The sequence below is a fragment of the Sphingomonas sp. HITSZ_GF genome, assembly GCF_029543155.1.
Classification (GTDB): domain Bacteria; phylum Pseudomonadota; class Alphaproteobacteria; order Sphingomonadales; family Sphingomonadaceae; genus Sphingomonas.
This window is the reverse complement of sequence record NZ_JARQXA010000003.1, coordinates 119876-140703: the sequence shown is the minus strand read 5'-3', so window position 1 is coordinate 140703 and position 20828 is coordinate 119876. Positions and strand designations below refer to the sequence as shown.

Genomic DNA, 20828 nt, shown 5'->3' with positions numbered 1-20828 from the left:
GGGAGGGGATCGCCCTTCCGCCTGCCCTTTCCTTTGTTGTTGATCGATTTTTCTGATCGCCGACCGCGGGGAAATGCGGCGGCAACCTGCACCAACTCGGTTGGATTCGCGTCGGCTATAGCTAAAAGCGGTCGACAATGGTGACCGGGACAATCGAGCAGTTGACCGCGCGGGAGCGCGACTGCCTGCGCCTTGTGGGACGCGGCATGTCGTCCAAGGAAATTGCGCTCGCCCTTGGTCTCTCGCCGCTCACTGTCGACGGCTATCTCAAGGAAGCGGTGCGCACGCTCGGCGCTTCCGGCCGGCGCGAGGCCGCGCGCGTCCTTGCCTCGCACGAGGCGCTCTCTCCGCATGCTGCGCCGCTGCCCCCCCAAAATTTGGGGGCCGATCCGCCAGACCTTGCCGAAACGGTGCTTTCGGGAGTTCCATTGCCACCGAAACGGTCTGAAGCCGGTCCCCGTTTTCGGGTCCCGTTTCTGAGGCAAGGGAAGCAAATCAATGATCTGGACCCGCTCAACCGCCTGATGTGGATCATCGGCCTCGCGCTGCTCATGCTGATCGCGGTGGCCAATTTCCTCAACGGGCTGGGCGCGCTCTGGCGCATTACCAGCTAACCTTTCGCCTCTTTCGAAAACCAACTTTGAACCACGTCGCAGCCCTTGCTGCGCGAAGGAGGACCCATGCCTTCTGCCAAGAAGATCGCTTCGCTCCGCATTGCCCGCTCGCTCCAGCCGGCGGAACTCGCGATGAATCAAGCCGCGCTCAAGGTTCTCGCGATGGGCACTGCCGTGCTCACGGCGCGTGCCGACGGCACTTTCCATCCGCTCGAGGCGCAGGCCGCGGTCGACTTTGTCGGCGACGCCACCGCCAAGGTGTTCGGCGCGCTTTCCGACATCAAGAAGGCGCATGGCGAGCTGCGCATGGCCGGCATCCGCCACCAGGTGATCGGCGAAGGCGACATCTACGATACGCCGCCGCACGGCAATGCCGTCGAAGCACCGGCCCTCGTCACGCCTGTTGTTGCTGTCGCAGCATGAAGGAGGCGTTGACTTGGCTCCAATTCACTGGTGCGATCATGTCGCATGAACAAGATCTTCTACCTCAGCCTGTTGGTGACTTGCTGCCTCTATGCGCTCGCGCGCGGCGGCAAGCCCGAGCGCGCTGCCGTCGGGATACTTGCCGCGGCGGTGGGAGCCTCGTTCGCGGTGCCTTCCATGGGATCGCATCGCTTCTATCAACTCGAACTGGGCATGCTGGCAGTCGATTCCTGCCTGTTCCTGTCGATGACCGCGCTCGCGCTCAAGGCGCAGCGCTACTGGACGATGTGGCTGGCCGCCGTGAAGTTCAACACCGTGATCACGCATCTGCTGATCCTGTCGCCCACGCTGCCGCCCTGGTCCTATGCGATCGCCAACGCGGCATGGAGCTATCCGAGCCCCTTGCTGATCGCGATCGGCGCGGTGCGACACCGGCAGCGGCTGAAGCGCTACGGAGCGGATCCGGCCTGGTCCTGACGCCCGACGGGGAGACCCGCCATGGCTGAAGCCGACAATGCGCTGTACCGCCTCCGCGAGCGGCCGGTAATCCCGTCGCGCGCGGCTCCAGGGGGCGCCGCCTTCACCGGCACCGCCACCGATCTGGTGGAGAGCTTCTACCGGGCCCGCCGCCTGCGCGACGATGCCTTCGGGCCGATCGCCAGCCAGTTCCGCGAACCGACCTGGGACATATTGCTCGATCTCTACCTGGCGGCCTCCAAGGGGCGCCCGGTATCGGTGAGCAGTGCCTGTATCGGCAGCGGCGCGCCGCAGACGACCGCAATCCGCCACCTCGCCCTGCTCGAGAATGCCGGGCTGGTGGTGCGCACGCCCAACCCGATGGACAATCGCGCGGGCATCGTCACGCTCACCGAAGAAGCGATCCGCCGGGTCGACGACTGGGCGCGGCGCGTGCGCAGCGTGTGGAAGGCGGACACGGCACTTCCGGGGGATCCGGCGATCTGAATCGGAAGGAAGAGGGGGAGGAAGGGGCCGGGGGCGATGCTCCCGGCTCCTTTCGGATCAGCCCAGCGCCCGCGATTCCGAAGGCGTCATGCCAAAGCGGCGGCGGAAGCAGCGGTTGAAATAGGAGATATCGCCGAAGCCGATTTCGAAGGCGATGGTGGCGATCGTGCGATGCGACCAGGCGGGGTCGGCGAGCCGTGCGCGTGCCTGGTCGAGCCGCACCGCCAGTACGAAATCGGCAAAGCTGGTGCCGGCCGCGGCGAACAGCTTGCGCAGATAGACCGCCGAGATGCCTTGGCGCGCGGCGGCCCAGCCGATCGATAGCTCGGGCCGCCAGGCGTTGCGGCGGATATCGGCCTGCACCAGTGCCAGCCGCGCGGCACCCGCCGATGCGCGCGTTTCCGGATCGGGCAATGCACCGAGCGCGAGCACCGCCAGGTCGCAGATATGGTCGGCCACGGCATTGCCCAGGCCCTCGCTGGGCGGCAATTGCTCCACCAGCCTGGTATAGCGTGCCAGCAGCATCAGCGCCGGCGTTAGCGCGGGCAGCGTGCGGGCGAGCCGGTCGTGCACGCCGGGCAGCCGCTCGGCCAGCTCGGCGCCGGGCAGGCGGATGTTGAGGAAGTCGACGCCGTGCGGATGGATCGAGCGGCCAAGCTCGGCGCTGTGCAGCAGTGCCGCGTCGCCCGGTGCCAGCTCCGCCCGGCGCCCGCATTGCTCGACCGCGCCGTGCCGCCTGCCATGGACGATCAGCAGCAGCTCGTCGCCGCCAGCCAGATCGGGCGTCTTGGCGAATACCGCGCCAGAGGTCTCCCCGCGCACAAAGGCGACGCGCCCGGCGGCATGCGCGCTGAACCGGCAGGCAAAGGGCTGCTCGCCGACCGGATCGAGCGCGACATTGAGGATCTCGCGGCCATAGAGCGCGCGCCATGCTTCGGTGCGCGTGCGCGCCGGAAGGCTGTCGGTCGAGAATCGCAGTGGCGCGTGCATCCGGCCTTCCTAGCGCGGCCACAAAATTCGTCAAAGTATCGCTGAGTCCAACTGTTCGGAAACGGACAGTCCAAGACCATAACCGGACGGAATTATATAGTGATGACTCGTTATTACTGCATCGATCATCCGCGTTATGTCTCAAGTGATACCAATAGATGGATAATTTCTACTTCATAGGGGATGGCATAGCTTTTGCCCCCGCAACTTGTCAGTATTGCCATCTATCGATGCGGCCGATGCGGTGCGAATTGATCGTGGCAACATTTGAGGGGTTGTTGTCATGAAGCATTATCTCATCGAAAGAAGAATTCCCGGAATCGGCACCTACAGCCAAGAGCAGTTGCGCGATGCCGCAGTTGTTTCGAACGATGCGCTCGACAAGCTTGCCGGCCGTGCGCGCTGGCTTCAGTCGTTCGTCGTCGCGGACGGCACCTTTTGCAGCTATCTCGCTGAGAGCGAGGACGCGATCCGCGAGCATGCCGGGCTCTCGGGCTTCCCCGTCACCAACATCTACGAAGTGCAGGCCGTGATCGGCCCCGAGACGGCGAGCGGCTGAGGCGATGAACGATCTCAGTAACGCGCCCGAGGGGCGCCGCGTACTCGATGTGACCATCGTGATGCTCGACGACGGCCTGTCGTCGACTGCGGTGATGCCCACCGAGATTTTCCATTCCGCCGGCAGCCTGTGGAACGCGCTGCACGACGAGCCGGCGCATCCGGCCTTCCGCGTGCGCACCGTATCGCTGCAGGGCGCGCCGGTGCGCACGCCCTATGGCTTCGCGATGATGCCGCAGGATGCCGTCGAGCGTGTCGAGCATAGCGACATCGTGATCGTGCCCACCTCGGGCCTCGATCTCGATCTCAAGCTGGTCGAGAACAGCGCGCTGCTGCCCTGGCTGCGGCGCCAGCATGCCGCGGGCGCCTATATCGTCGGCGTGTGCATGGGGGCTGCCTATCTCGCCGCCGCGGGCCTGCTCGACGGGCGCCTGGCGACGACGCACTGGGCGGCATGCGGCGACATGGCGACGCGCTTCCCGAAGGTGCGCTGGCATCCCGAGCTGTTCATGACCGAGGACCAGCGCATCCTGTGCAGCGGCGGGGTGGGGGCCTCGATCGACATCAGCCTCTATCTCGTCGAGAAGTTCTGCGGGCACGATATCGCGGTACAGACCGCCAAGGCGCTGCTGCTGCCGATGCCCCGGCTGATGCAGTCGGGCTATGCGGTGCTGCCGGTATCGCGCGCGCACGACGATCCCCAGATCCGCGCGATCGAGGCCTGGCTGCAGGAGAATTTCCGCAAGGACGTGTCGATCCAGCAGCTCGCCGATCGCGTGCACATGGGCGCGCGCACCTTCGTGCGACGCTTCAAATCGGCCACCGGGCGATTGCCGGCCGCCTATGTCCAGGCGCTGCGGATCGAGGCGGCGAAGACGATGCTCGAGCATGAGGACGCATCGGTCGCGACGATCGCAGAGGCGGTCGGCTATCTCGATCTCGGCTTCTTCCGGGCACTGTTCAAGCGGATCACCGGCATGGCGCCGGGCCAGTATCGGTCGCAGTTCGCGCCGATCAGCGTGCGCGGCCATGCGCCGCCCGAGCTGCACCTCGTCGTCGAGGACGCGCTCGTCGGCCACTGCTGAGCCCCAGTTTCCACGCTTCGAACCGGATCAAGGGCGGGTCGCACCCCCCTGCGCGCCATCGCGCGCCCATCATGGAGTAGAGTAATGTACCGTTTTGCCTTGTTTGCGTCGCTGGCCGTCGGCCTGGCGACCCCCGCGGCCGGCCAGGCCAGCTATGACGATCCTCCGCTGGTCAGCCATGTCGTCACCTTCCGCGATCTCAATCTTGCCACCGAAACCGGGGCGCAGGAACTCGACCGGCGCATCCTCGCCGCCGCGCGCTACGTCTGTCGCACGCCGACGGCGAGCAACATCATCCCGTTCATGTACTCGCGGCGCTGCGTCGATGGCGCAGTACGCGAAGCCCAGCCGCGCGTCGTCAGCGCGGTCCAGCTCGCCCGCCGCAACCAGCTGCGCGACAGCGCCATCCGGGTTGCCTCCCACTAGGGCGGCGACAGGCGATCCCTCGCCAAAAGAAAGGGCCGGGAGGAATGCAACCCTCCCGGCCCAATTCTTTGTTCAGCGCAGGCGCTGGATCAGACGGTCGCGACTTCCGCGACGTCGACCTTCACGCCCTGGCCCATGGTCGAGCTCAGCGCGACCTTCTTCAGGTACTTGCCCTTGGCGCCCGACGGCTTGGCCTTGACCACGGCGTCGACCAGCGCATCGAAGTTCGCGCGCAGGTCTTCCGCCGGGAACGACGCCTTGCCGATGCCCGAGTGGATGATGCCGGCCTTCTCGACGCGGTACTCGACCTGACCGCCCTTGGCGGCCTTGACGGCCTCGGCGACGTTCATGGTCACGGTGCCGAGCTTCGGGTTCGGCATCAGGCCCTTCGGGCCCAGCACCTTGCCGAGACGGCCGACCAGGCCCATCATGTCCGGGGTCGCGATGCAGCGATCGAACTCGATCTTGCCGCCCTGGACGATCTCGAGCAGGTCCTCGGCGCCAACGACGTCGGCACCGGCCTCGCGGGCCTCATCGGCCTTCGCGCCCTTGGCGAACACGCCGACGCGCACGGTCTTGCCGGTGCCCTTCGGGAGCGTGACGACGCCACGGACCATCTGGTCGGCGTGACGCGGGTCAACGCCCAGGTTCAGCGCGACTTCGATGGTCTCGTCGAACTTCGAGGTGGCGCCCGACTTCACGAGAGCGATCGCCTCGTCGATGCCGTGCAGCTTCTCGCTGTCGACGGTCCAGCCCTTCTGCTTCTTGGTCAGCTTTGCCATGTCCTTAGCCCTCCACAACCTGGAGGCCCATCGCGCGGGCCGAGCCCTCGATGATGCGGGTGGCCGCCTCGATATCGTTAGCGTTCAGGTCCTTCATCTTGACCTGGGCGATCTCGCTCAGCTTCGAGCGCGCGATCTTTCCGGCGGAAACCTTGCCCGGCTCCTTCGAGCCCGACTTCAGGTTCGCGGCCTTCTTGATCAGATAGGTCGCCGGCGGCGTCTTGGTCTCGAACGAGAACGAACGGTCCGCATAGACGGTGATGACGGTGGGGAGCGGGGTGCCCTTTTCCACGTCGCCGGTCTGCGCGTTGAACGCCTTGCAGAATTCCATGATGTTCACGCCGCGCTGACCCAGAGCCGGGCCGATCGGGGGCGACGGGTTTGCAGAGCCGGCCGGCACCTGCAGCTTGATATAGCCGGTAATCTTCTTTGCCATGTCACTCTCTTTCGTAGGGAACCACGCGAGGCTTGGTTCCCCTGATCAAGTCGAGCGGTTAAGCGGCCGTGCGAACACGGCCTCCCGCGGATTTCCGTAGCTGTTGCTTTGGAAGGGCGCGCGCCTAGCGCAAATCCCCGGGGAACGCAATGCCCGTGCGGGGCTCCCGGCGTTCGGATCGCGATCGCGATCGGAAAGGGGTAGGGGGACCGGACGGGCCTAGATGTCCGATCCCCCAATGAGGGCGGGCTCCCTCTAGTGCCCGCCGCCCATGTCGGTGGGCATCGGCATCATGTTGGTGTTGAGGTGGTACATCACCCAGATCGAGCCGCCGATCGTCAGGATCACGATCACTGCCGTGAACAGGAACGACAGTAGCGTCCATCCGCCCTCGGACCTTGTGTCGAGGTGCAGGAAGAACACGACATGGACGATGATCTGGACGATCGCGAAGGCGAAGATGATCGCCGCGGTCCATACCGGCGAGAGTGTGGGACCGCTCATCACCAGCCAGAACGGGATCACCGTCAGGATGATCGCCAGGACGGAGCCGATGCGGTGGCTGTTGCCGCCGTGACCGGCGGGGGTTTCGTGCGGGGTGCTCAACGGATCACTCCATAGAGATAGACGAAGGTGAAGACGCCGATCCAGATGATGTCCAGGAAGTGCCAGAACATCGACAGGCAGATCAGCCGGCGCCTGGTCGCGGCGTTCAGGCCATGCTGGCCGAGCTGGACCAGCATGGTGACCAGCCAGATCAGGCCCACCGTGACGTGCGCGCCGTGCGTGCCGACCAGGGTGAAGAATGCCGAGAGGAAGGCGCTGCGGTCCGGTCCGGCATTCTCGGCGATCAGATGGGCGAACTCGTAGAGCTCGATCCCGATGAAGCCGGCGCCGAGGAGCCCGGTGATCGCCAGCCAGGCGCGGACAGGGCCGACCCGGCCCGCCTCCATGTGCGGCATCGCTTCGCCGAAGGTGATCGACGAGGCCAGCAGCAGCCCGGTGTTGAGCGCGACGAGCTTGAGGTCGAAAATCTCGTGCGGGACCGGGCCGCCGGCATAGGCGCTGGCCACCACCCCGAACATCGCGAAGAGCGAGGCGAAGATGAGCGCGTCGCTCATCAGGTAGATCCAGAAGCCCAGGATCGTCGGGCCGGAGCCCGAATGATCGTGATGCGCTTCCTCTTCGGTCAGGTACCAGGTCGGATCGGCCTGGGGATCGAGTGCGTGGTCGGTCATGTCAGGCCCCCTGCGCAAGCAGCTGCGTGCGCTTGTCCTCGATTTGGGCGACTTCCTCGGCGGGAATGTAATAGTCGCGCTTGAAGTTGAAGGTGTGGGCGATCGCCACCACGAACAGGCCGATGAAGCTGACCGCGGCGAGCCACCAGATGTACCACACCATCGCGAAGCCCATCACCAGCGCCAGTGCCGAGAGGATCACGCCCGCACCGGTGTTCTTCGGCATGTGGATCGACTGGAAGCCGGTGGTCGGGCGCCGATAGCCGCGGCTCTTCATGTCGTACCAGGCATCCAGATCGTGGATGACGGGCGTGAACGCGAAGTTGTACGCGGGCGGCGGCGAGCTGGTCGACCATTCGAGCGTGCGGCCTTCCCAGGGATCGCCGGTCAGGTCCTTCAGCTTGTCGCGCTTCAGCCAGCCCACCAGGATGCTCATCACGAAGCCGAGGATGCCGACCAGGATGATCACCGCGCCGATCGCGGCGATGATGAAATAGGGCTGGAGGCTCGGGTCGTCGAAATGGTTCACACGGCGCGTGGTGCCCATCAGGCCGACGATGTAGATCGGCGTCCAGGCGATCCAGTAGCCGATGACCCAGCCCCAGAAGGCGACCTTGCCCCAGAACTCGTCGAGCTTGAAGCCGAAGGCCTTGGGGAACCAATAGACCATTGCCGCGAACAGGCCGAACACCACGCCGCCGATGATCGTGTTGTGGAAGTGCGCCACCAGGAACAGCGAGTTGTGGAGCACGAAGTCGGCGGGCGGGATGGCGAGCAGCACGCCGGTCATGCCGCCCACGGTGAAGGTCAGCATGAAGGCGACGACCCACATCATCGGCAGCTCGAAGCGGATGTTGCCGCGGTACATCGTGAACAGCCAGTTGAAGATCTTCGCACCCGTCGGGATCGAGATCACCATGGTGGCGATGCCGAAGAAGCTGTTGACCGTCGGCCCGGCGCCCATGGTGAAGAAGTGGTGCAGCCAGACCAGGTAGCTGAGCAGGGTGATGACCACGGTGGCGTAAACCATCGAGCTGTAGCCGAACAGCTTCTTGCCGGTGAAGGTCGAGGTGATCTCGGAATAGATGCCGAAGGCCGGGAGGACGAGGACATAGACCTCGGGGTGACCCCAGATCCACACCATGTTCCAGTACATCATCGGCGCGCCGCCGAGCTCGTTGGTGAAGAAGTGCGTGCCGGCATAGCGATCGAGCAGCAGCAGGAAGAAGGCCGCGGTCAGCGCCGGGAAGATGGCGATGGCGAGCACGTTCGAGCACAGCGCGGTCCAGCAGAAGACGGGCATCTTCATCATCGTCATGCCCGGCGCGCGCATCTTCACGATCGTCGCGACCATGTTGATCGCCGACAGCGTCGTGCCGACGCCGGCTATCTGCAAGGACCATAGATAATAATCGACGCCGGTATCGGGGCTGTATTGCAGCCCGGCGAGCGGGGCGTAGCTCAGCCAGCCGGTGCGGGCGAACTCGCCGACGAACAGCGAGATCATCGTCAGCACTGCGCCCGCGACCGTCAGCCAGAAGCTCAGGTTGTTGAGGAACGGGAAGGCGACGTCGCGCGCGCCGATCTGCAGCGGCATCACGAAGTTGATGATGCCGACGACCAGCGGAATGGCGACGAAGAAGATCATGATCGTCCCGTGCGCGGTGAAGATCTGATCATAATGCTCTGGGGGCAGGTAGCCGGGATTGCCGCCGAAGGCGATCGCCTGCTGCGCACGCATCATCAGCGCATCGGCGAAACCACGCAGCAGCATGATGATCGCCAGGATGATGTACATGATGCCGATCTTCTTGTGATCGACGCTGGTGAACCACTCGTTCCAGAGATAGCCCCACAGCTTGAACTTGGTCACCACGCCGACCAGGCCCAGGCCCAGCAGCGCGACGACGGCGAAGGTGCCGAGCAGGATCGGCTCGTGCAGGAAGGGCAGGGACTCCAGCGATAGGCGTCCGAACACCGTCTTTGTCAGATTCTCGTTCATGGCGGTTCCGTTGGCTCAGGCCTGGGCGGCGCGGGGCGCGCCGGGAGTGCGGAAGGGAGCGAGGGCGGACATGTTCATGCCCTTGTGGTGCGGGTCGGCCGGCTTGGGCTCGCCGGGCGGCGGCTCCTTCTGCGGCTTCATCCGCGCGCGCATCATGTCGTCGCGCATCACATCGACCATGCAGCGGGTGCCGGGCGCGACGCACTGGTTGACGATCTTGTCGAACAGCTCGGGCTGCACGGTGGAGAAGCGCATCACCGGGACCTTCTCACTCGGCTTGGCCAGCTCGAGATAGGCGGCGGTGTCGAGCTTGCCGCCCGCCTTCACCCCCGCGACCCATTGGTCGAACTCGGCCTTGCTCACGCCGCGCAGCTTGAAGCGCATGTCCGAATAGCCGTGGCCGGTATAGTTGCCCGAATAGCCCCAGCTGTCGCCGGTCTTGTTGAGCACCGCGTTCAGCTCGGACTTCATCGTCGGCATCGCGTAGATCATGCCGGCCAGGGTGGGGGCGAAGAAGGTGTTGAACTGGTCGGTCGAGGTGATCGAGAAATGCACCGGCTGATCGACCGGCAGCGCCAGCTCGTTGACCGTGGCGATCCCCAGGTCGGGATAGATGAACAGCCACTTCCAATCCATGCCCACGGCCTGGACCTCGAGCGGCTTGGTGCCGGCCGGGATCGGCTTGCCCGGGGCGATGCGCTCGAGCGGGCGGAAGGGATCGAGCAGGTGCGTGCTCGTCCAGGTCACCGCGCTCAGCGCGATGATGATCAGCAGCGGGCAGGTCCAGATGATCAGCTCGAGCGTGGTCGAGTGATCGAAATTGGGGTCATAGGTCTTGTTCGGGTTGCCGCGCCGGTATTTCCACGCGAACCAAATGGTCAGCGCCAGCACCGGCACGATGATCAGCAGCATCACGCCTGTCGAGAACAGGATGAGGTCGCGCTGCTGCACCGCGACGTCGCCGGTGGGGTTCATCACCACCATGTCGCAGCCGCCCAGCAGGGCCGGCAGGGTTAGGGGGAACAGGCGTGTCGCCCGGCGAGTTTGCTTGGATCCTGGTATCCGCATGCGCCCCAGCTATCGCTCCCTTGCTCGGCTGCCTTTGACCGGAGTCAAAGGGCCGCCAATGGCCTCAGGCTAATGAACCAACATCGAGATGCGCCGTTGCGCATGCATATACGTCACGCGCGATCCGGGGTATATAGTTGCGCGGGACCGAGAGGAAGAACGGGCATGGTTACCACGCTGAGCACGACGAATTCCACGACCCTTGAACGCGATGCCCGCCTGATAAATGCGCGAGGCCATGCAGTCCGGCCTTCCGATATTGCCGTAGGCGTCATCATCGGACGCGCTTCCGAGTTCTTCGATTTCTTCGTCTATGCGATTGCCTCGGTCATTGTCTTCCCGGCGGTGATCTTCCCCTATGTCGATGCGCTCACCGGCACGCTCTATTCGTTCGCGATCTTCGCGCTAGCCTTTGTCGCCCGGCCGTTTGGCGCGCTGCTCTTCGTCTGGCTCGATCGCCGGCATGGCCGCGGGGTGAAGCTCACCGTCGCGATGTTCCTGCTCGGCGGCTCCACCGCGGCGATGGCCTTCCTGCCCGGCTATGCGCAGGTGGGTGGCGTGGCGGTGGCGCTGCTCGCGCTGTTCCGCCTCGGCCAGGGCTTCGCCCAGGGCGGTACCTGGGACGGGTTGCCGTCGCTGCTCTCGCTCAACGCGCCCGCCTCGAAGCGCGGCTTCTACGCGATGATCCCGCAGCTCGGCGCCCCGATCGGCCTGTTCGTGGCCTCCGCCGTGTTCGCTTTCCTGCTCACCACGCTCAGCCCGGCCGATTTCCTCGACTGGGGCTGGCGCTATCCCTTCTTTGTCGCCTTTGTGATCAACGTTGTCGCGCTTTTTGCCCGTCTTCGCCTGATCTCCACTCCCGAGTTCGAACGCCTCTACGAAACCCAGGAACTCCAGCCGACCCCGTTGCCCGAGCTGTTGCGTGAAGAGGGACGCACCGTCGTCCTTGGCGCCTTCGCCCCGTTGGCGAGCTTCGCGCTGTTCCACCTCGTCACGGTGTTCCCGCTCTCCTGGGTGGTGCTGAAGGGCGAGCCGGCCGCGCATTTCCTGATGATCGAGCTGGTCGGTGCCGCCGTGGGCATGCTCGCAGTGGTCGCCTCCGGCTACATTGCCGACCGGATCGGTCGGCGTACGCTGCTCGGTGTCTCGGCTGCCTTCATCGCCGCCTATAGCGGCTTCGCCCCGCAGCTACTCGGCACCGGCTCGACCGGCGAATGGGTGTACATGATCATCGGCTTCATCCTGCTCGGCCTTTCCTTCGGCCAGAGCTCGGGCGCGGTGAACTCCAGCTTCTCGGCCAAGCGCCGCTACACCGGCGCCGGCACCACGGCGACCGCCTCCTGGTTCATCGGCGCCGCCTTCGCGCCCGTCGCCGCGCTGTTCCTCGCGAGCCAGTTCGGGCTGCTGGCGGTGGGTGCCTATCTGCTCTCCGGGGCGGTCTGCACGCTGGCGGCGCTGGGGATCAATCGCGAGCTGGGGAAGAAGGAGAGCTAATCCCCCAGCGCCGCGAGTATTGCGGCTTCGGCGATGTTCGGGTTGGCGAGGGAATTGCCGCCGCTGACCTGCGCGTACCAGCTGGGCACGGGAGCCGGTTTTGCCGGGGCGAAGCGGATCCAGTCGACTTCCAGCGCCATGTCGACCGCAGCGGCCTTGTTCACCTCGCGATTGGTGACGGCGGCATTTTCGGGCGCAGGTTTCAGGTCGTCGCTGCTGGTGTAGGCGATCAGGCCGGCCTGCATGACCGGGGAGTTCTCCATGCGATAGAAGCGGTCGCGCAGCTCCCACGGGCTGTTTTCGTCCGGCCGCGCGAGCGCGAACAGCGTCATGCCGACGCGGACCAGGCGCAATTCCATCCAGCCGCTGTGATAGGGCCGCAGCTTGAGCGAGGAATAGCTGTTATAGGTGCCCTTGGTCTCGGTCATCGGCTTGCCGCGATCGAAGCCCACCCCGGTCGTGATGAAATGCCAGTTCTCCCGGCGCGGCTCCCAGGTGTCGGCGGTCAGGCTGTTGGGCACCCGCGCCATCAGTCCGCCCAGCGACCAAGTACCGCCGGGAATATCGCCGTTCAGCCCCCTGGCCCGGACGCGGGCGCGCATGTCGAAATCGCCCTGCACGGTCTTGAACAGGAAGGGGGCCTGGAGATCGCGAACCCATGCGGAATCATAGGGTTCGATATGCAGCGAACCCTTTGTCGTCTTGCCGACGTCGATCGCCTTGATCTTGTCGGGCCAGCCATAGGCGGCGTGGAAAAAGGTCCATTCGGACGAAAGCGCCGCGCCGTCGAACTCGTCGTTCAGCGCAGGGGAGGCTACGGGCGCTTGCGCGCGCTGGTTCTGCGCGGCGGCCGGCGCGCATGCCGTAGTCGCGACCAGGGCCAACGCGATCATTTCACGGAAAGTCTTCATTGCAGCCTCCACCAGCTGCGCCGATCCGAAGCGGTGGAGGCGGTTCCTGCAAGTGTTTCGCGACGAAAGCCGCTGCTGCGATCGCCAGCCTATTTCCGCCCGAACCAGATCACATGCTTGGCGCCCTTGCCGTTGCTGCGCGCCCGCACGGTGACTTCATCCACCGCGAAGCCGGCTTCGCCCATCCGGCGGGCAAAGGCCTTGTCGGGCGCCGCGGACCACACCGCCAGCACGCCACCCGGTGCCAGCGCGGCGCGTGCCGCCTCGAGCCCGCGCATCGAATAGAGCCGGTCGTTGCCGAGCCGGGTCAGCCCGTCGGGGCCGTTGTCGACGTCGAGCAGGATCGCGTCGAAACCGGCGCGGGTGCGCGCGATTTCGGCGCCGACATCGCCGATCACCACGTCGACGCGCGGATCATCGAGGCAACCGGCCGCCAGCTCGGCCATATGATCGCGCGCCCAGTCGATGATCTTGGGCACCAGCTCGACCACCACCACCTGCGCGTCCGCCGGCAGCACGGCCAGCGCGGCGCGCAGCGTGAAGCCCATGCCATAGCCGCCGATCAGGATCTGCGGCTTCTTGCGCTCGGCGATCCGTTCGACGCTCATCGTCGCGAGCGCTTCCTCGGATCCGCTCATCCGGCTGTTCATCAGCTCGTTGCGGTCGAGCACGATCATATAGTCGGCGCCACGCCGGAACAGGCGCAACTCGTCGCCGCCGGGCACGGGGGCGATGTCGATCAATTCGCGCGGCACCATGGCCCGTCTCCTTCAAAGCGAAAGGGCCGGAAGCTCTCGCCCCGGCCCCTCACAAAGTCCAGTCTCGCGACCAGGCTTACTTGATGCGCTCGACGTCCTCGAAGCCCAGCTCCAGCGGCGTCGCGCGGCCGAAGATCGAGATCGAGACCTTGACGCGGCTCTTGTCGTAGTCGAGCTCCTCGACCACGCCCGAGAAGGTCGCGAAGTTGCCGCTGGTGACCTTGACGGTGTCGCCGATGTCGTAGTCGACCTTGACCTTCGCCTTGGGCGCGGCGGTGGCCGCCTCGTCCTTGGTGTTCAGGATGCGCGCGGCCTCGGCCTCGCTGATCGGCTGGGGCTTGCCCGACGAACCGAGGAAGCCGGTCACCTTCGGCGTGTTCTTCACCAGGTGATAGACGTCGTCGTTCATCTCGAGCTTGGCGAGGACATAGCCCGGGAAGAACTTCCGCTCGGACTGGATCTTCTTGCCGCGGCGGACCTCGGTGACGGTCTCGGTGGGCACTTCGACGGCTTCGACCAGGCGGTCGAGGCCCATGCGGGTGGCGTCGGCCAGGATCTGGTCGCGGACCTTGCCCTCGAAGCCCGAATAGGCGTGGATGATGTACCAGCGCGCCATGCGTTCGTTCTTTCCCTTTGGTGTTCTGCGGTTTCGCTTACTGCGCCAGGCGCAGCAGCGAATTGACGATGAAGTCGAAAATGGAGTCGATACCGAGGAAGAACACGCCGAGCAGCGTGGTCATGATCATCACCATCACGCCGGTCATCACGGTCTCGCGGCGCGACGGCCACACGATCTTGCGCGCTTCGGTCTGCACCTGCTTCACGAATTCGGTCGGACTGGTCTTCGCCACTGGGGCCATCCTCGCTTCAAAGTTCGCCGGCTTCGGGGCACGGGTCCGCTGCCCGGTCCTTTTCGAGGAACCGGTGCTTTCCCACCCACGCTGTCGGATTGGGGGCTGTATCTAGCGACTTGCTTCACGCCACGCAAGCAGGCGCAGCGTGAAAAGAAAAGGGGCGTTCCGGCCCTGTCGGAACGCCCCTCATCGGTTCGATCGGCGTTGCGCCAGACAAGCCTAGGGGCTGTCGGGTTCGTCGTCATCGCCGATGATGTTGATCGCGCCGGTGACCTCCAGCACGGTGAAGGTCACGAAGATCGCACCGATAATGAAGATGGGTGCGGCGAAGAGCGAGTTGTCGTGACGGGCCGACGTGCTTGCGCGCGTCGAGGTGGTAGCGGCGGCAGCCGGCGCGTTGCGCAAGCTGAGCGCCGAGGCCGAATTGGCCTGTGCCGCCGTGGAGGCGAGCAGCAGGGTGGATGCGGCCAGCGTCGTTGTAAGCTTCCTGAACATCACAGTTCCCCTTGGTTGGCTGTGCATGCATGCTTATTTTGGGCGACCCGGGAAGAAGGCTAACCCGCAACCGTTAATTGTGCAATGCAGCAAAGAGCCGAGGGGTTCTCAGAACAGGGCGACTGCCACGAAGCCGAGCACGATCAGCGCCAGGAAGGCCCAGGCGAACAGGTCGAGCCGCTTTTCGATGAATTCCTGTACCGGGGCGCCGAAGCGCTTGAGCAGCGCGGCGACGATGAAGAAGCGTGCGCCCCGCGTGATGGTGCATAGCAGCACGAACAGCGGGAAGTTGAAGCTCGCTGCGCCGCTGGCGATCGTCACCAGCTTGAACGGGATCGGCGTCAGGCCCTTCAGCAGGATGATCCAGGTGCCATATTCGCTCTGATAGGCATGGATCGCGTCGGCGAGCTTGGCCTCGAGATGATAGGTGTGGACGATCCATTCGCCCACTGTCTGCATCAGGCCATAGCCGATATAATAGCCGAGCATGCCGCCCAGCACCGACGCGATGGTGCAGACCAGCGCGATGCGGAACGCCTGCTCGCGGCGTGCGATCACCATCGGGATCAGCATCGCGTCGGGCGGGATCGGGAAGAAGCTGCTCTCCGCGAAGGATACCAGGCCCAGCAGCCAGATCGCGTGGCGGTGGTGCGCCATGCGCAGCACCCAGTCATACAGCGGACGGAACATGTGGGCCGGGCAACTTTCGATGCGGAAGACGGGCGTTCTTTATGGGGCGGCCCGGCACTTGTCCATGTGGCTCTCAAATCCGGAAGATGTCCGGGGGCGCCGCCGAGGCGACATCGCTGCCCGATCCGGCGAAGTCCAGCATCGCCGAAACCCTGGGCAGCTCGGTCTCGAAGAAGAAGCGGCAGGCATGGAGCTTGCCGTCCAGGAAATCGCGCTCGCCGGTGCCCGACGGCAGCAACTCCTGCGCGGCGACTGCCTGGTCGAGCCACAGCCAGGCCAGCACGACATGGCCAAAGCCCTGCAGGAATGGCGTGGCGTTGGCGAAGGCGGCATTGCCTTCGAGCGCGCGCAGGCGCTCGATCGTCGCCGTCACTCGGTGGAGCGCGGCGGACAGAGCCTCGGCATGGGCTTCGAGCGCGGGAAGCGCAGCCGCTGCCTTCACCGTCCGGGCGATCCGCAGCGTCAGTACCGGCAAGCCGGACCCGTCGTTCAGGATCTTGCGGCCGACCAGGTCGATCGCCTGGATGCCCGTGGTGCCTTCGTGGATCGGGTTCAGGCGGTTGTCGCGCCACAGCTGTTCGACGTCGAAGTCGCGGGTATAGCCATAGCCGCCATGGATCTGGATCGCGATGTCGTTCGCGGCCAGGCCCTGCTCGGCGGGCCAGGTCTTCGCCACCGGGGTCAGCAGCCCGAGCAGCGCGGCATCCTCCGCATTCTCCTCGGCATTGTCGACCAGCCGGGCGCAATAGAGGCACAGGGCAAGCGCGCCTTCGACATAGCATTTCTGCTGGAGCAGCATCCGGCGGACGTCGGGATGCTCGATGATCGCCACCGGCGGGCCGCTGCGCTGGCCGACCGGCCGGCCCTGGAGCCGTTCCCCGGCATAGCGGGCGGAAAGCAGGTAGCTGCGATAGCCGAGCGCCGCCGCGCCGATGCCCACGCCGATCCGCGCCTCGTTCATCATCTGGAACATCTGGCGCAGGCCGTGGCCCGGCTCGCCGACGATCCAGCCGATCGCGCCATCCTCCTCGCCGAAGTTGAGCAGGCAGTTGGCGGTGCCGCGATAGCCCATCTTGTGGTTCAGCCCGGCGACGCGCACGTCGTTGCGGCTGCCGTCGGGCAGGATCTTGGGCACGATGAACAGCGAGATGCCGGCGGTGCCCTCGGGCAGATTGCCGTCCGGTCCCGGCACCTTGGCGAGGACGAGGTGGACGATGTTCTCGCTCACATCCTGGTCGCCGCCCGAGATCCACATCTTGTTGCCGGTCAGCCGGTAGCGGTCGCCCTCGGGCACCGCGCGCGTGCGCACATCGGCAAGGCTGGAGCCGGCCTGCGGCTCGGACAGGCACATGGTGCCGAACCAGCGCCCCTCGATCTGCGGGCGAGCGAACGCCTCGAACTGCGCCGTGCTGCCGAAGGTTGCGATGAGCCTTGCGTTGGCGACGGTGAGCATCGGATAGGCCGCGGTCGCCACATTCGCCGCCGCGAAGAAGGCAAAGGATGCGGCGCAGACCAGATAGGGCAGGCCGAGCCCGCCCTGTTCCTCGGGAAAGCCCGCCGAGAACAGCCCCAGCTCGGCATATTGCGCCAGCGCCGGGCCGATCGCCGGGCAGATCCGCACCTCGCCGTCCTCCAGCCGCGGCTCCTCGACGTCGCTGCGCTTGTAATGGGGCAGGAAGGCCTCGGTGGCGAGCTTCTCGGAAAGATCGAGGATCGCATCCACCGTCTCGCGCTCGGCGAGCGTGTCGGCCTTCAGCCAGTCGTGCAGCAGGAAATCCAGGTCGCGGCGGTTGAGCAGCATGTCGGTCCTTCAGATGATCGTGGTGCCGCCATCGACCACGAGCACCTGGCCCGTGATATGGCCGCCGGCATCGGAGGCAAGCAAGAGCGCCGGCCCCATCAGGTCGGTCTCGCCGCCCAGCTTGCCCAGCGGCGTCTGGCGCAGCATCTCCGCGCCATGCGCCTCCACCGTCGCCATCGTCATCTTCGACGGGAAGAAGCCGGGCGCCAGCGCGTTGACGCGGATGCCGCGCGGCCCCCATTCGGCGGCGAGCGCGCGGGTCATGTTCACCACCGCGCCCTTGGCGGTGTTGTAGGCGATCGTGCCCAGCCGATCCGGATGATGGCCGAGCAACCCCTCGATCGAGGCGACATTGACGATCGTGCCCTTGCCCTGCGGCAGGAAGGCGGCGCGCGCCACCGCCTGGCTGAGCAGGAACAACCCGGTGACGTTGAGGTCGATCACCTTGTTCCAGCCGTCCAGCGGGAACGCCTCGGCGGGCGCCCCCCAGGCGGCGCCGGCATTGTTCACCAATATGTCGATCCGGCCGAACTGGGCGAGGACCCGCGCGGTGAGCGCGGCGGCAGCCTCCGGGTCGCTCAGGTCGATCGCGAAACCCGACACGCTATGGCCCATCGCGGCCAGTTCCTCGACTGCGGCGTCGAGATCGGCCTGCCTGCGCGCGACCAGCGCCAGCGACGCGCCATATTCGCCCAGCGCGCGGGCGATCTGCAGGCCCAGCCCGCGCGATCCGCCGGTGACGATTGCCACCCGGCCGGTGAGGTCGAACAATCCTGCCAGTCTTCCCATCTCAGCCATGTTCGGCCCTCAAGCGCTGCTTGTCGATCTTGCCGGTGAGCGCGAGCGGCATCTCCGGCACGCGCACGATCGCATCGGGTAGCCACCAGCTTGCCACCCGCGCGCGTAGCGCCGCGAGCACCGCCTCGTTGCTGATCTCGGCACCGCGGCGCAGCTCGATCACCAGCACCGGGCGCTCGCCCCATTTGTCATGGGTGCGGCCGACCACCGCCGCCAGCGCGATCTCCGGCAGCTCGCCGACGATCGCTTCGATCTCGCCGGGATTGATCCATTCGCCGCCCGATTTGATCAGGTCCTTGGCGCGGCCGGTGATGCTGATCCGCCCGGCCGCGTCGATGGTCGCCAGGTCGCCGGTATCAAACCAGCCATCGGCATCCACCGCAAGATCGTCGTGCCCGAAATAGCGCTCGACCACGCTCGCGCCGCGCACGTGCAATCGCCCCTCGGCGCCGCGCTGTTCGGGCAGGGCGACACCCTCGGCATCGGTGAGCAGCAGGTCGACTCCCAGCGGCGGTCGGCCCGACTTGGCGGCGCTGCGTACCGGCGCGCCCGGTGGGGTGGTGGTGCCGAGCGGGGAGAGCTCGGTCATCCCCCAACTGGTCTGCACCGTCGCGCCGAGCCGCGCCTCGAGCCGGTCCATCAGCGCCTGGGGTACCGCCGATCCGCCGAGCAGCACGCGCTCGAGCGAAGGCAGGTCGCCGCCGGTGCGGTCGAGATGGTCGGCGAGCCCGAGCCACACCGTCGCAACGCCGACGACGATGTTGACGCCTTCCGCTTCGATCAGCGCAGCCAGGCTCGCCCCGTCCTGGTGCCGGCCGGGAAAGACCAGCTTGGCGCCCGATGCCGCGCCCGAAAAGGGCAGGCCCCAGCCATTGGCGTGGAACATCGGCACCGCGACCAGCACGGTATCGCGCGCGGTCAGTCCGATCACGTCCGCCTGGAGCTGGTGGACGGTGTGCAGATAGTTGGAGCGGTGCGTATAGGTCACGCCCTTGGGCGCGCCGGTAGTGCCCGACGTGAAGCAGAGGCCGGCCGGCGCGTCTTCCGCAAATCCGCCCCAGGCGACCGGCATGCCCAGCCCGGCGAGCAGCGCGTCATAGCCGATCACCGGCACCGCGCCGCAATCGGGCAGGGGAAAGTCGGCGCCCGGCTCGTGCAGCACGATCACCTGCTCGATGCTCGGGCACAGCGGCACCAGCGCCTCGGCCAGCGGCCCCAGGTCGGGGCTGATCGCCAGCACCGGATTGGCGGCCTGGCGGATCATCCCGGCCAAGTGCGCGGGGGCGAGGCGCGGGTTGAGCGTGTGGCAGACGATGCCGATGCCCATCGCCCCGTACCAGCATTCCATGTGCGCCTGGCTGTTCCAGGCGAGCACCCCCAGATTGTCGCCTGCCTTCAGCCCGAGCGCGCGCAGCGCGCCGGAGAGCCGGTTGGCGCGATCCCGAAGCGCCGCATAGCCGATGCGCTCGTTGGTGCCGGCGCCGCCGGTCACCACTTCGGTGGCGCCGTGCCATTTGGCGGCATGGTCGATGAAGCGGTCGAGCGTGAGCGCATAGCGCTGGGGCTCGCCGGCGGGCAGGGCGGTCATCGCGCTGCCCCGCGAAGCCGGCGGCCCTGCGCGGCAAGGGCATGCGGGGATGCAGTATCGGTCGACATGGGGTCGGTACCTTGGAAGGGCGGCGCCCGCGGGCGCCCGGCCGCTTATTTCTCGGGCGTGGCGCCCTGGCAGATCGCGTGGAAGCCGGCGGCCATGAACTTCGCCATGTGCCGCTTGATCGAGGCGAAATCGTCCGACGAGCAGAGCCCGTGCGACAGCTCGTCCAGCCGGCCGGTGCGCGCCATGTTGTGCGTCATCGCGCCCGAGACGAAGTGATAGCCCCAGAAGATCGTCGCCTCGTCGCAATCGGGCATCGCCTTTTTGAGCAGGTCGATCAGCGCAAGGACGACGGGGTTGTAGTATTTCGTCATCTTCTCGGCGCCCCAGCCCGCGGCGCTGTTCGCCTGCGCGCTGATCTTGCCGATCGCCGCCCAATATTCTGGGTCTTCGAGATGGACGTTCAGGTCGGGCTCGATCCAGGCCGCCAGCGCCCCCTCGACGGTGACGTTATCGCCCGCTTCTTCGGCATAGCGGCGCATCGCCTCCAGCCGGTTGCGCGCCGAGATCGGTGCCTTGCGGGCCCATAGCGCCTCGTAGATGCTTTCCTTGCCGCTGAAATGATAATGGATAAGCGTGGAGCTTACGCCGACGCGCTTGGCGACGTCCTTCAGCGTGACGCCGTGATAGCCGAACTCGGCGAAGAGCTGTTCCGCGGCATCTAGGATCCGCTCGATCGATTCCTCGCGAACGCGCGCCTTGTGGTTGCCGGCCCGGGGGCGTTTCGATTCAGGCTCCACACGCGGTTCGCTCATCGATCTGAGCGTGCCGCCGTCCAACAATTGCGT

At 66.0% G+C, this 20828-nt stretch carries 25 protein-coding genes; 8 read left to right on the top strand and 17 right to left on the bottom strand.

Going from position 1 to position 20828, the window contains the following annotated elements:
• The first annotated feature begins 137 nt into the window (after positions 1-137).
• The 4 genes from P6144_RS09680 (at position 138) to P6144_RS09665 (ending at position 2000) form a co-directional block, all read left to right on the top strand.
• Entirely contained in the window at positions 138-614 is a 477-nt protein-coding gene (locus tag P6144_RS09680) for a helix-turn-helix transcriptional regulator (protein WP_277767548.1), read from the top strand.
• Positions 615-680: 66 nt separating this feature from the next.
• Positions 681-1037 carry a hypothetical protein gene (locus P6144_RS09675; RefSeq protein ID WP_277767547.1) on the top strand — a complete coding sequence of 119 codons (357 nt, stop codon included), beginning with the start codon at positions 681-683 and terminating at the stop codon, positions 1035-1037.
• Positions 1038-1082: 45 nt separating this feature from the next.
• Positions 1083-1514, top strand: a complete 432-nt coding sequence (locus P6144_RS09670) for a hypothetical protein (protein WP_277767546.1) — start codon at positions 1083-1085, stop codon at positions 1512-1514.
• A 21-nt stretch (positions 1515-1535) separates the two neighbouring features.
• Complete coding sequence (locus P6144_RS09665; RefSeq protein ID WP_277767545.1) at positions 1536-2000, top strand: winged helix DNA-binding protein; 465 nt, start codon at positions 1536-1538, stop codon at positions 1998-2000.
• A 57-nt stretch (positions 2001-2057) separates the two neighbouring features.
• Here P6144_RS09665 and P6144_RS09660 read toward each other — a convergent pair whose 3' ends face one another.
• Positions 2058-2990, bottom strand: coding sequence for a helix-turn-helix domain-containing protein (locus P6144_RS09660; protein ID WP_277767544.1), 933 nt, complete (start codon positions 2988-2990; stop codon positions 2058-2060).
• Positions 2991-3273: 283 nt separating this feature from the next.
• Here P6144_RS09660 and P6144_RS09655 point away from each other — a divergent pair, with 283 nt between their 5' ends.
• The 3 genes from P6144_RS09655 to P6144_RS09645 all read left to right on the top strand — a co-directional run bounded on the left by P6144_RS09655 (position 3274) and on the right by P6144_RS09645 (position 5059).
• The gene (locus P6144_RS09655) at positions 3274-3549 is read left to right on the top strand and encodes a DUF4242 domain-containing protein (RefSeq protein ID WP_277767543.1); all 276 of its coding nucleotides are present in this window, start codon (positions 3274-3276) and stop codon (positions 3547-3549) included.
• Positions 3550-3553: 4 nt separating this feature from the next.
• Positions 3554-4633 carry a helix-turn-helix domain-containing protein gene (locus P6144_RS09650; RefSeq protein ID WP_277767542.1) on the top strand — a complete coding sequence of 360 codons (1080 nt, stop codon included), beginning with the start codon at positions 3554-3556 and terminating at the stop codon, positions 4631-4633.
• 84 nt (positions 4634-4717) lie between these two features.
• Complete coding sequence (locus P6144_RS09645; protein ID WP_277767541.1) at positions 4718-5059, top strand: UrcA family protein; 342 nt, start codon at positions 4718-4720, stop codon at positions 5057-5059.
• 89 nt (positions 5060-5148) lie between these two features.
• Here P6144_RS09645 and rplA read toward each other — a convergent pair whose 3' ends face one another.
• The 6 genes from rplA to cyoA form a co-directional block, all read right to left on the bottom strand.
• Positions 5149-5841: a 50S ribosomal protein L1 gene (gene rplA / locus P6144_RS09640; RefSeq protein WP_277767540.1), complete on the bottom strand. Its 693-nt coding sequence runs from the start codon at positions 5839-5841 to the stop codon at positions 5149-5151.
• Positions 5842-5845: 4 nt separating this feature from the next.
• Positions 5846-6277, bottom strand: coding sequence for a 50S ribosomal protein L11 (gene rplK, locus P6144_RS09635; RefSeq protein ID WP_086130254.1), 432 nt, complete (start codon positions 6275-6277; stop codon positions 5846-5848).
• A gap of 255 nt (positions 6278-6532) precedes the next feature.
• Positions 6533-6883, bottom strand: a complete 351-nt coding sequence (gene cyoD, locus P6144_RS09630; RefSeq protein WP_277767539.1) for a cytochrome o ubiquinol oxidase subunit IV — start codon at positions 6881-6883, stop codon at positions 6533-6535.
• The gene (cyoC, locus tag P6144_RS09625; RefSeq protein ID WP_277767538.1) at positions 6880-7515 is read right to left on the bottom strand and encodes a cytochrome o ubiquinol oxidase subunit III; all 636 of its coding nucleotides are present in this window, start codon (positions 7513-7515) and stop codon (positions 6880-6882) included. The genes cyoD and cyoC overlap by 4 nt, the downstream gene beginning before the upstream one ends.
• Position 7516: 1 nt before the next feature.
• Positions 7517-9517, bottom strand: coding sequence for a cytochrome o ubiquinol oxidase subunit I (gene cyoB, locus P6144_RS09620; protein WP_277767537.1), 2001 nt, complete (start codon positions 9515-9517; stop codon positions 7517-7519).
• 15 nt (positions 9518-9532) lie between these two features.
• Positions 9533-10585 (bottom strand): ubiquinol oxidase subunit II, encoded by a 1053-nt coding sequence (gene cyoA, locus P6144_RS09615; protein ID WP_277767536.1) that lies wholly within the window; start codon positions 10583-10585, stop codon positions 9533-9535.
• A gap of 165 nt (positions 10586-10750) precedes the next feature.
• On the opposite strand from cyoA, the gene P6144_RS09610 reads away from it, so the two are divergent.
• The gene (locus P6144_RS09610; RefSeq protein ID WP_277767535.1) at positions 10751-12079 is read left to right on the top strand and encodes an MFS transporter; all 1329 of its coding nucleotides are present in this window, start codon (positions 10751-10753) and stop codon (positions 12077-12079) included.
• Here the strand turns inward: P6144_RS09610 and P6144_RS09605 are convergent.
• The 10 genes from P6144_RS09605 to P6144_RS09560 form a co-directional block, all read right to left on the bottom strand.
• A complete protein-coding gene (locus P6144_RS09605; protein ID WP_277767534.1) occupies positions 12076-12990 on the bottom strand; it encodes a hypothetical protein in 915 nt (304 codons plus the stop codon). The two genes, P6144_RS09610 and P6144_RS09605, sit on opposite strands and share 4 nt — an antisense overlap.
• Before the next feature lie 89 nt (positions 12991-13079).
• Positions 13080-13748, bottom strand: coding sequence for a spermidine synthase (locus tag P6144_RS09600; protein ID WP_277767533.1), 669 nt, complete (start codon positions 13746-13748; stop codon positions 13080-13082).
• 76 nt (positions 13749-13824) lie between these two features.
• Entirely contained in the window at positions 13825-14364 is a 540-nt protein-coding gene (gene nusG / locus P6144_RS09595) for a transcription termination/antitermination protein NusG (protein WP_116842097.1), read from the bottom strand.
• 37 nt (positions 14365-14401) lie between these two features.
• Positions 14402-14599 carry a preprotein translocase subunit SecE gene (secE, locus tag P6144_RS09590; RefSeq protein WP_277767532.1) on the bottom strand — a complete coding sequence of 66 codons (198 nt, stop codon included), beginning with the start codon at positions 14597-14599 and terminating at the stop codon, positions 14402-14404.
• Between the two features lie 222 nt (positions 14600-14821).
• A complete protein-coding gene (locus P6144_RS09585) occupies positions 14822-15097 on the bottom strand; it encodes a hypothetical protein (protein ID WP_277767531.1) in 276 nt (91 codons plus the stop codon).
• 108 nt (positions 15098-15205) lie between these two features.
• The gene (locus P6144_RS09580; RefSeq protein ID WP_277767530.1) at positions 15206-15787 is read right to left on the bottom strand and encodes a YqaA family protein; all 582 of its coding nucleotides are present in this window, start codon (positions 15785-15787) and stop codon (positions 15206-15208) included.
• A 73-nt stretch (positions 15788-15860) separates the two neighbouring features.
• On the bottom strand, positions 15861-17588 hold the full coding sequence (locus tag P6144_RS09575) for an acyl-CoA dehydrogenase (RefSeq protein ID WP_277767529.1): 1728 nt from the start codon (positions 17586-17588) through the stop codon (positions 15861-15863).
• 9 nt (positions 17589-17597) lie between these two features.
• Positions 17598-18386, bottom strand: a complete 789-nt coding sequence (locus P6144_RS09570) for an SDR family oxidoreductase (RefSeq protein ID WP_277767528.1) — start codon at positions 18384-18386, stop codon at positions 17598-17600.
• Positions 18379-19974 (bottom strand): AMP-binding protein, encoded by a 1596-nt coding sequence (locus P6144_RS09565; protein WP_277767527.1) that lies wholly within the window; start codon positions 19972-19974, stop codon positions 18379-18381. Before P6144_RS09565 ends, P6144_RS09570 begins: the two co-directional genes overlap by 8 nt.
• Before the next feature lie 113 nt (positions 19975-20087).
• Positions 20088-20795: a TetR/AcrR family transcriptional regulator gene (locus P6144_RS09560; protein WP_277767526.1), complete on the bottom strand. Its 708-nt coding sequence runs from the start codon at positions 20793-20795 to the stop codon at positions 20088-20090.
• Positions 20796-20828 lie beyond the last annotated feature (33 nt).

Coding starts and splice junctions, on each gene's coding strand:
- P6144_RS09670 (WP_277767546.1), top strand. CDS start 1,083: ATGAACAAGATCTTCTACCTCAGCCTGTTGGTGACTTGCTGCCTCTAT.
- cyoA (WP_277767536.1), bottom strand. CDS start 10,585: ATGCGGATACCAGGATCCAAGCAAACTCGCCGGGCGACACGCCTGTTC.
- P6144_RS09585 (WP_277767531.1), bottom strand. CDS start 15,097: ATGTTCAGGAAGCTTACAACGACGCTGGCCGCATCCACCCTGCTGCTC.
- P6144_RS09600 (WP_277767533.1), bottom strand. CDS start 13,748: ATGGTGCCGCGCGAATTGATCGACATCGCCCCCGTGCCCGGCGGCGAC.
- cyoB (WP_277767537.1), bottom strand. CDS start 9,517: ATGAACGAGAATCTGACAAAGACGGTGTTCGGACGCCTATCGCTGGAG.
- P6144_RS09655 (WP_277767543.1), top strand. CDS start 3,274: ATGAAGCATTATCTCATCGAAAGAAGAATTCCCGGAATCGGCACCTAC.
- nusG (WP_116842097.1), bottom strand. CDS start 14,364: ATGGCGCGCTGGTACATCATCCACGCCTATTCGGGCTTCGAGGGCAAG.
- rplK (WP_086130254.1), bottom strand. CDS start 6,277: ATGGCAAAGAAGATTACCGGCTATATCAAGCTGCAGGTGCCGGCCGGC.
- rplA (WP_277767540.1), bottom strand. CDS start 5,841: ATGGCAAAGCTGACCAAGAAGCAGAAGGGCTGGACCGTCGACAGCGAG.
- P6144_RS09680 (WP_277767548.1), top strand. CDS start 138: ATGGTGACCGGGACAATCGAGCAGTTGACCGCGCGGGAGCGCGACTGC.
- P6144_RS09560 (WP_277767526.1), bottom strand. CDS start 20,795: ATGAGCGAACCGCGTGTGGAGCCTGAATCGAAACGCCCCCGGGCCGGC.
- P6144_RS09645 (WP_277767541.1), top strand. CDS start 4,718: ATGTACCGTTTTGCCTTGTTTGCGTCGCTGGCCGTCGGCCTGGCGACC.
- cyoC (WP_277767538.1), bottom strand. CDS start 7,515: ATGACCGACCACGCACTCGATCCCCAGGCCGATCCGACCTGGTACCTG.
- P6144_RS09565 (WP_277767527.1), bottom strand. CDS start 19,974: ATGACCGCCCTGCCCGCCGGCGAGCCCCAGCGCTATGCGCTCACGCTC.
- P6144_RS09660 (WP_277767544.1), bottom strand. CDS start 2,990: ATGCACGCGCCACTGCGATTCTCGACCGACAGCCTTCCGGCGCGCACG.
- P6144_RS09650 (WP_277767542.1), top strand. CDS start 3,554: ATGAACGATCTCAGTAACGCGCCCGAGGGGCGCCGCGTACTCGATGTG.
- P6144_RS09665 (WP_277767545.1), top strand. CDS start 1,536: ATGGCTGAAGCCGACAATGCGCTGTACCGCCTCCGCGAGCGGCCGGTA.
- P6144_RS09570 (WP_277767528.1), bottom strand. CDS start 18,386: ATGGCTGAGATGGGAAGACTGGCAGGATTGTTCGACCTCACCGGCCGG.
- P6144_RS09610 (WP_277767535.1), top strand. CDS start 10,751: ATGGTTACCACGCTGAGCACGACGAATTCCACGACCCTTGAACGCGAT.
- P6144_RS09675 (WP_277767547.1), top strand. CDS start 681: ATGCCTTCTGCCAAGAAGATCGCTTCGCTCCGCATTGCCCGCTCGCTC.
- P6144_RS09605 (WP_277767534.1), bottom strand. CDS start 12,990: ATGAAGACTTTCCGTGAAATGATCGCGTTGGCCCTGGTCGCGACTACG.
- P6144_RS09580 (WP_277767530.1), bottom strand. CDS start 15,787: ATGTTCCGTCCGCTGTATGACTGGGTGCTGCGCATGGCGCACCACCGC.
- P6144_RS09575 (WP_277767529.1), bottom strand. CDS start 17,588: ATGCTGCTCAACCGCCGCGACCTGGATTTCCTGCTGCACGACTGGCTG.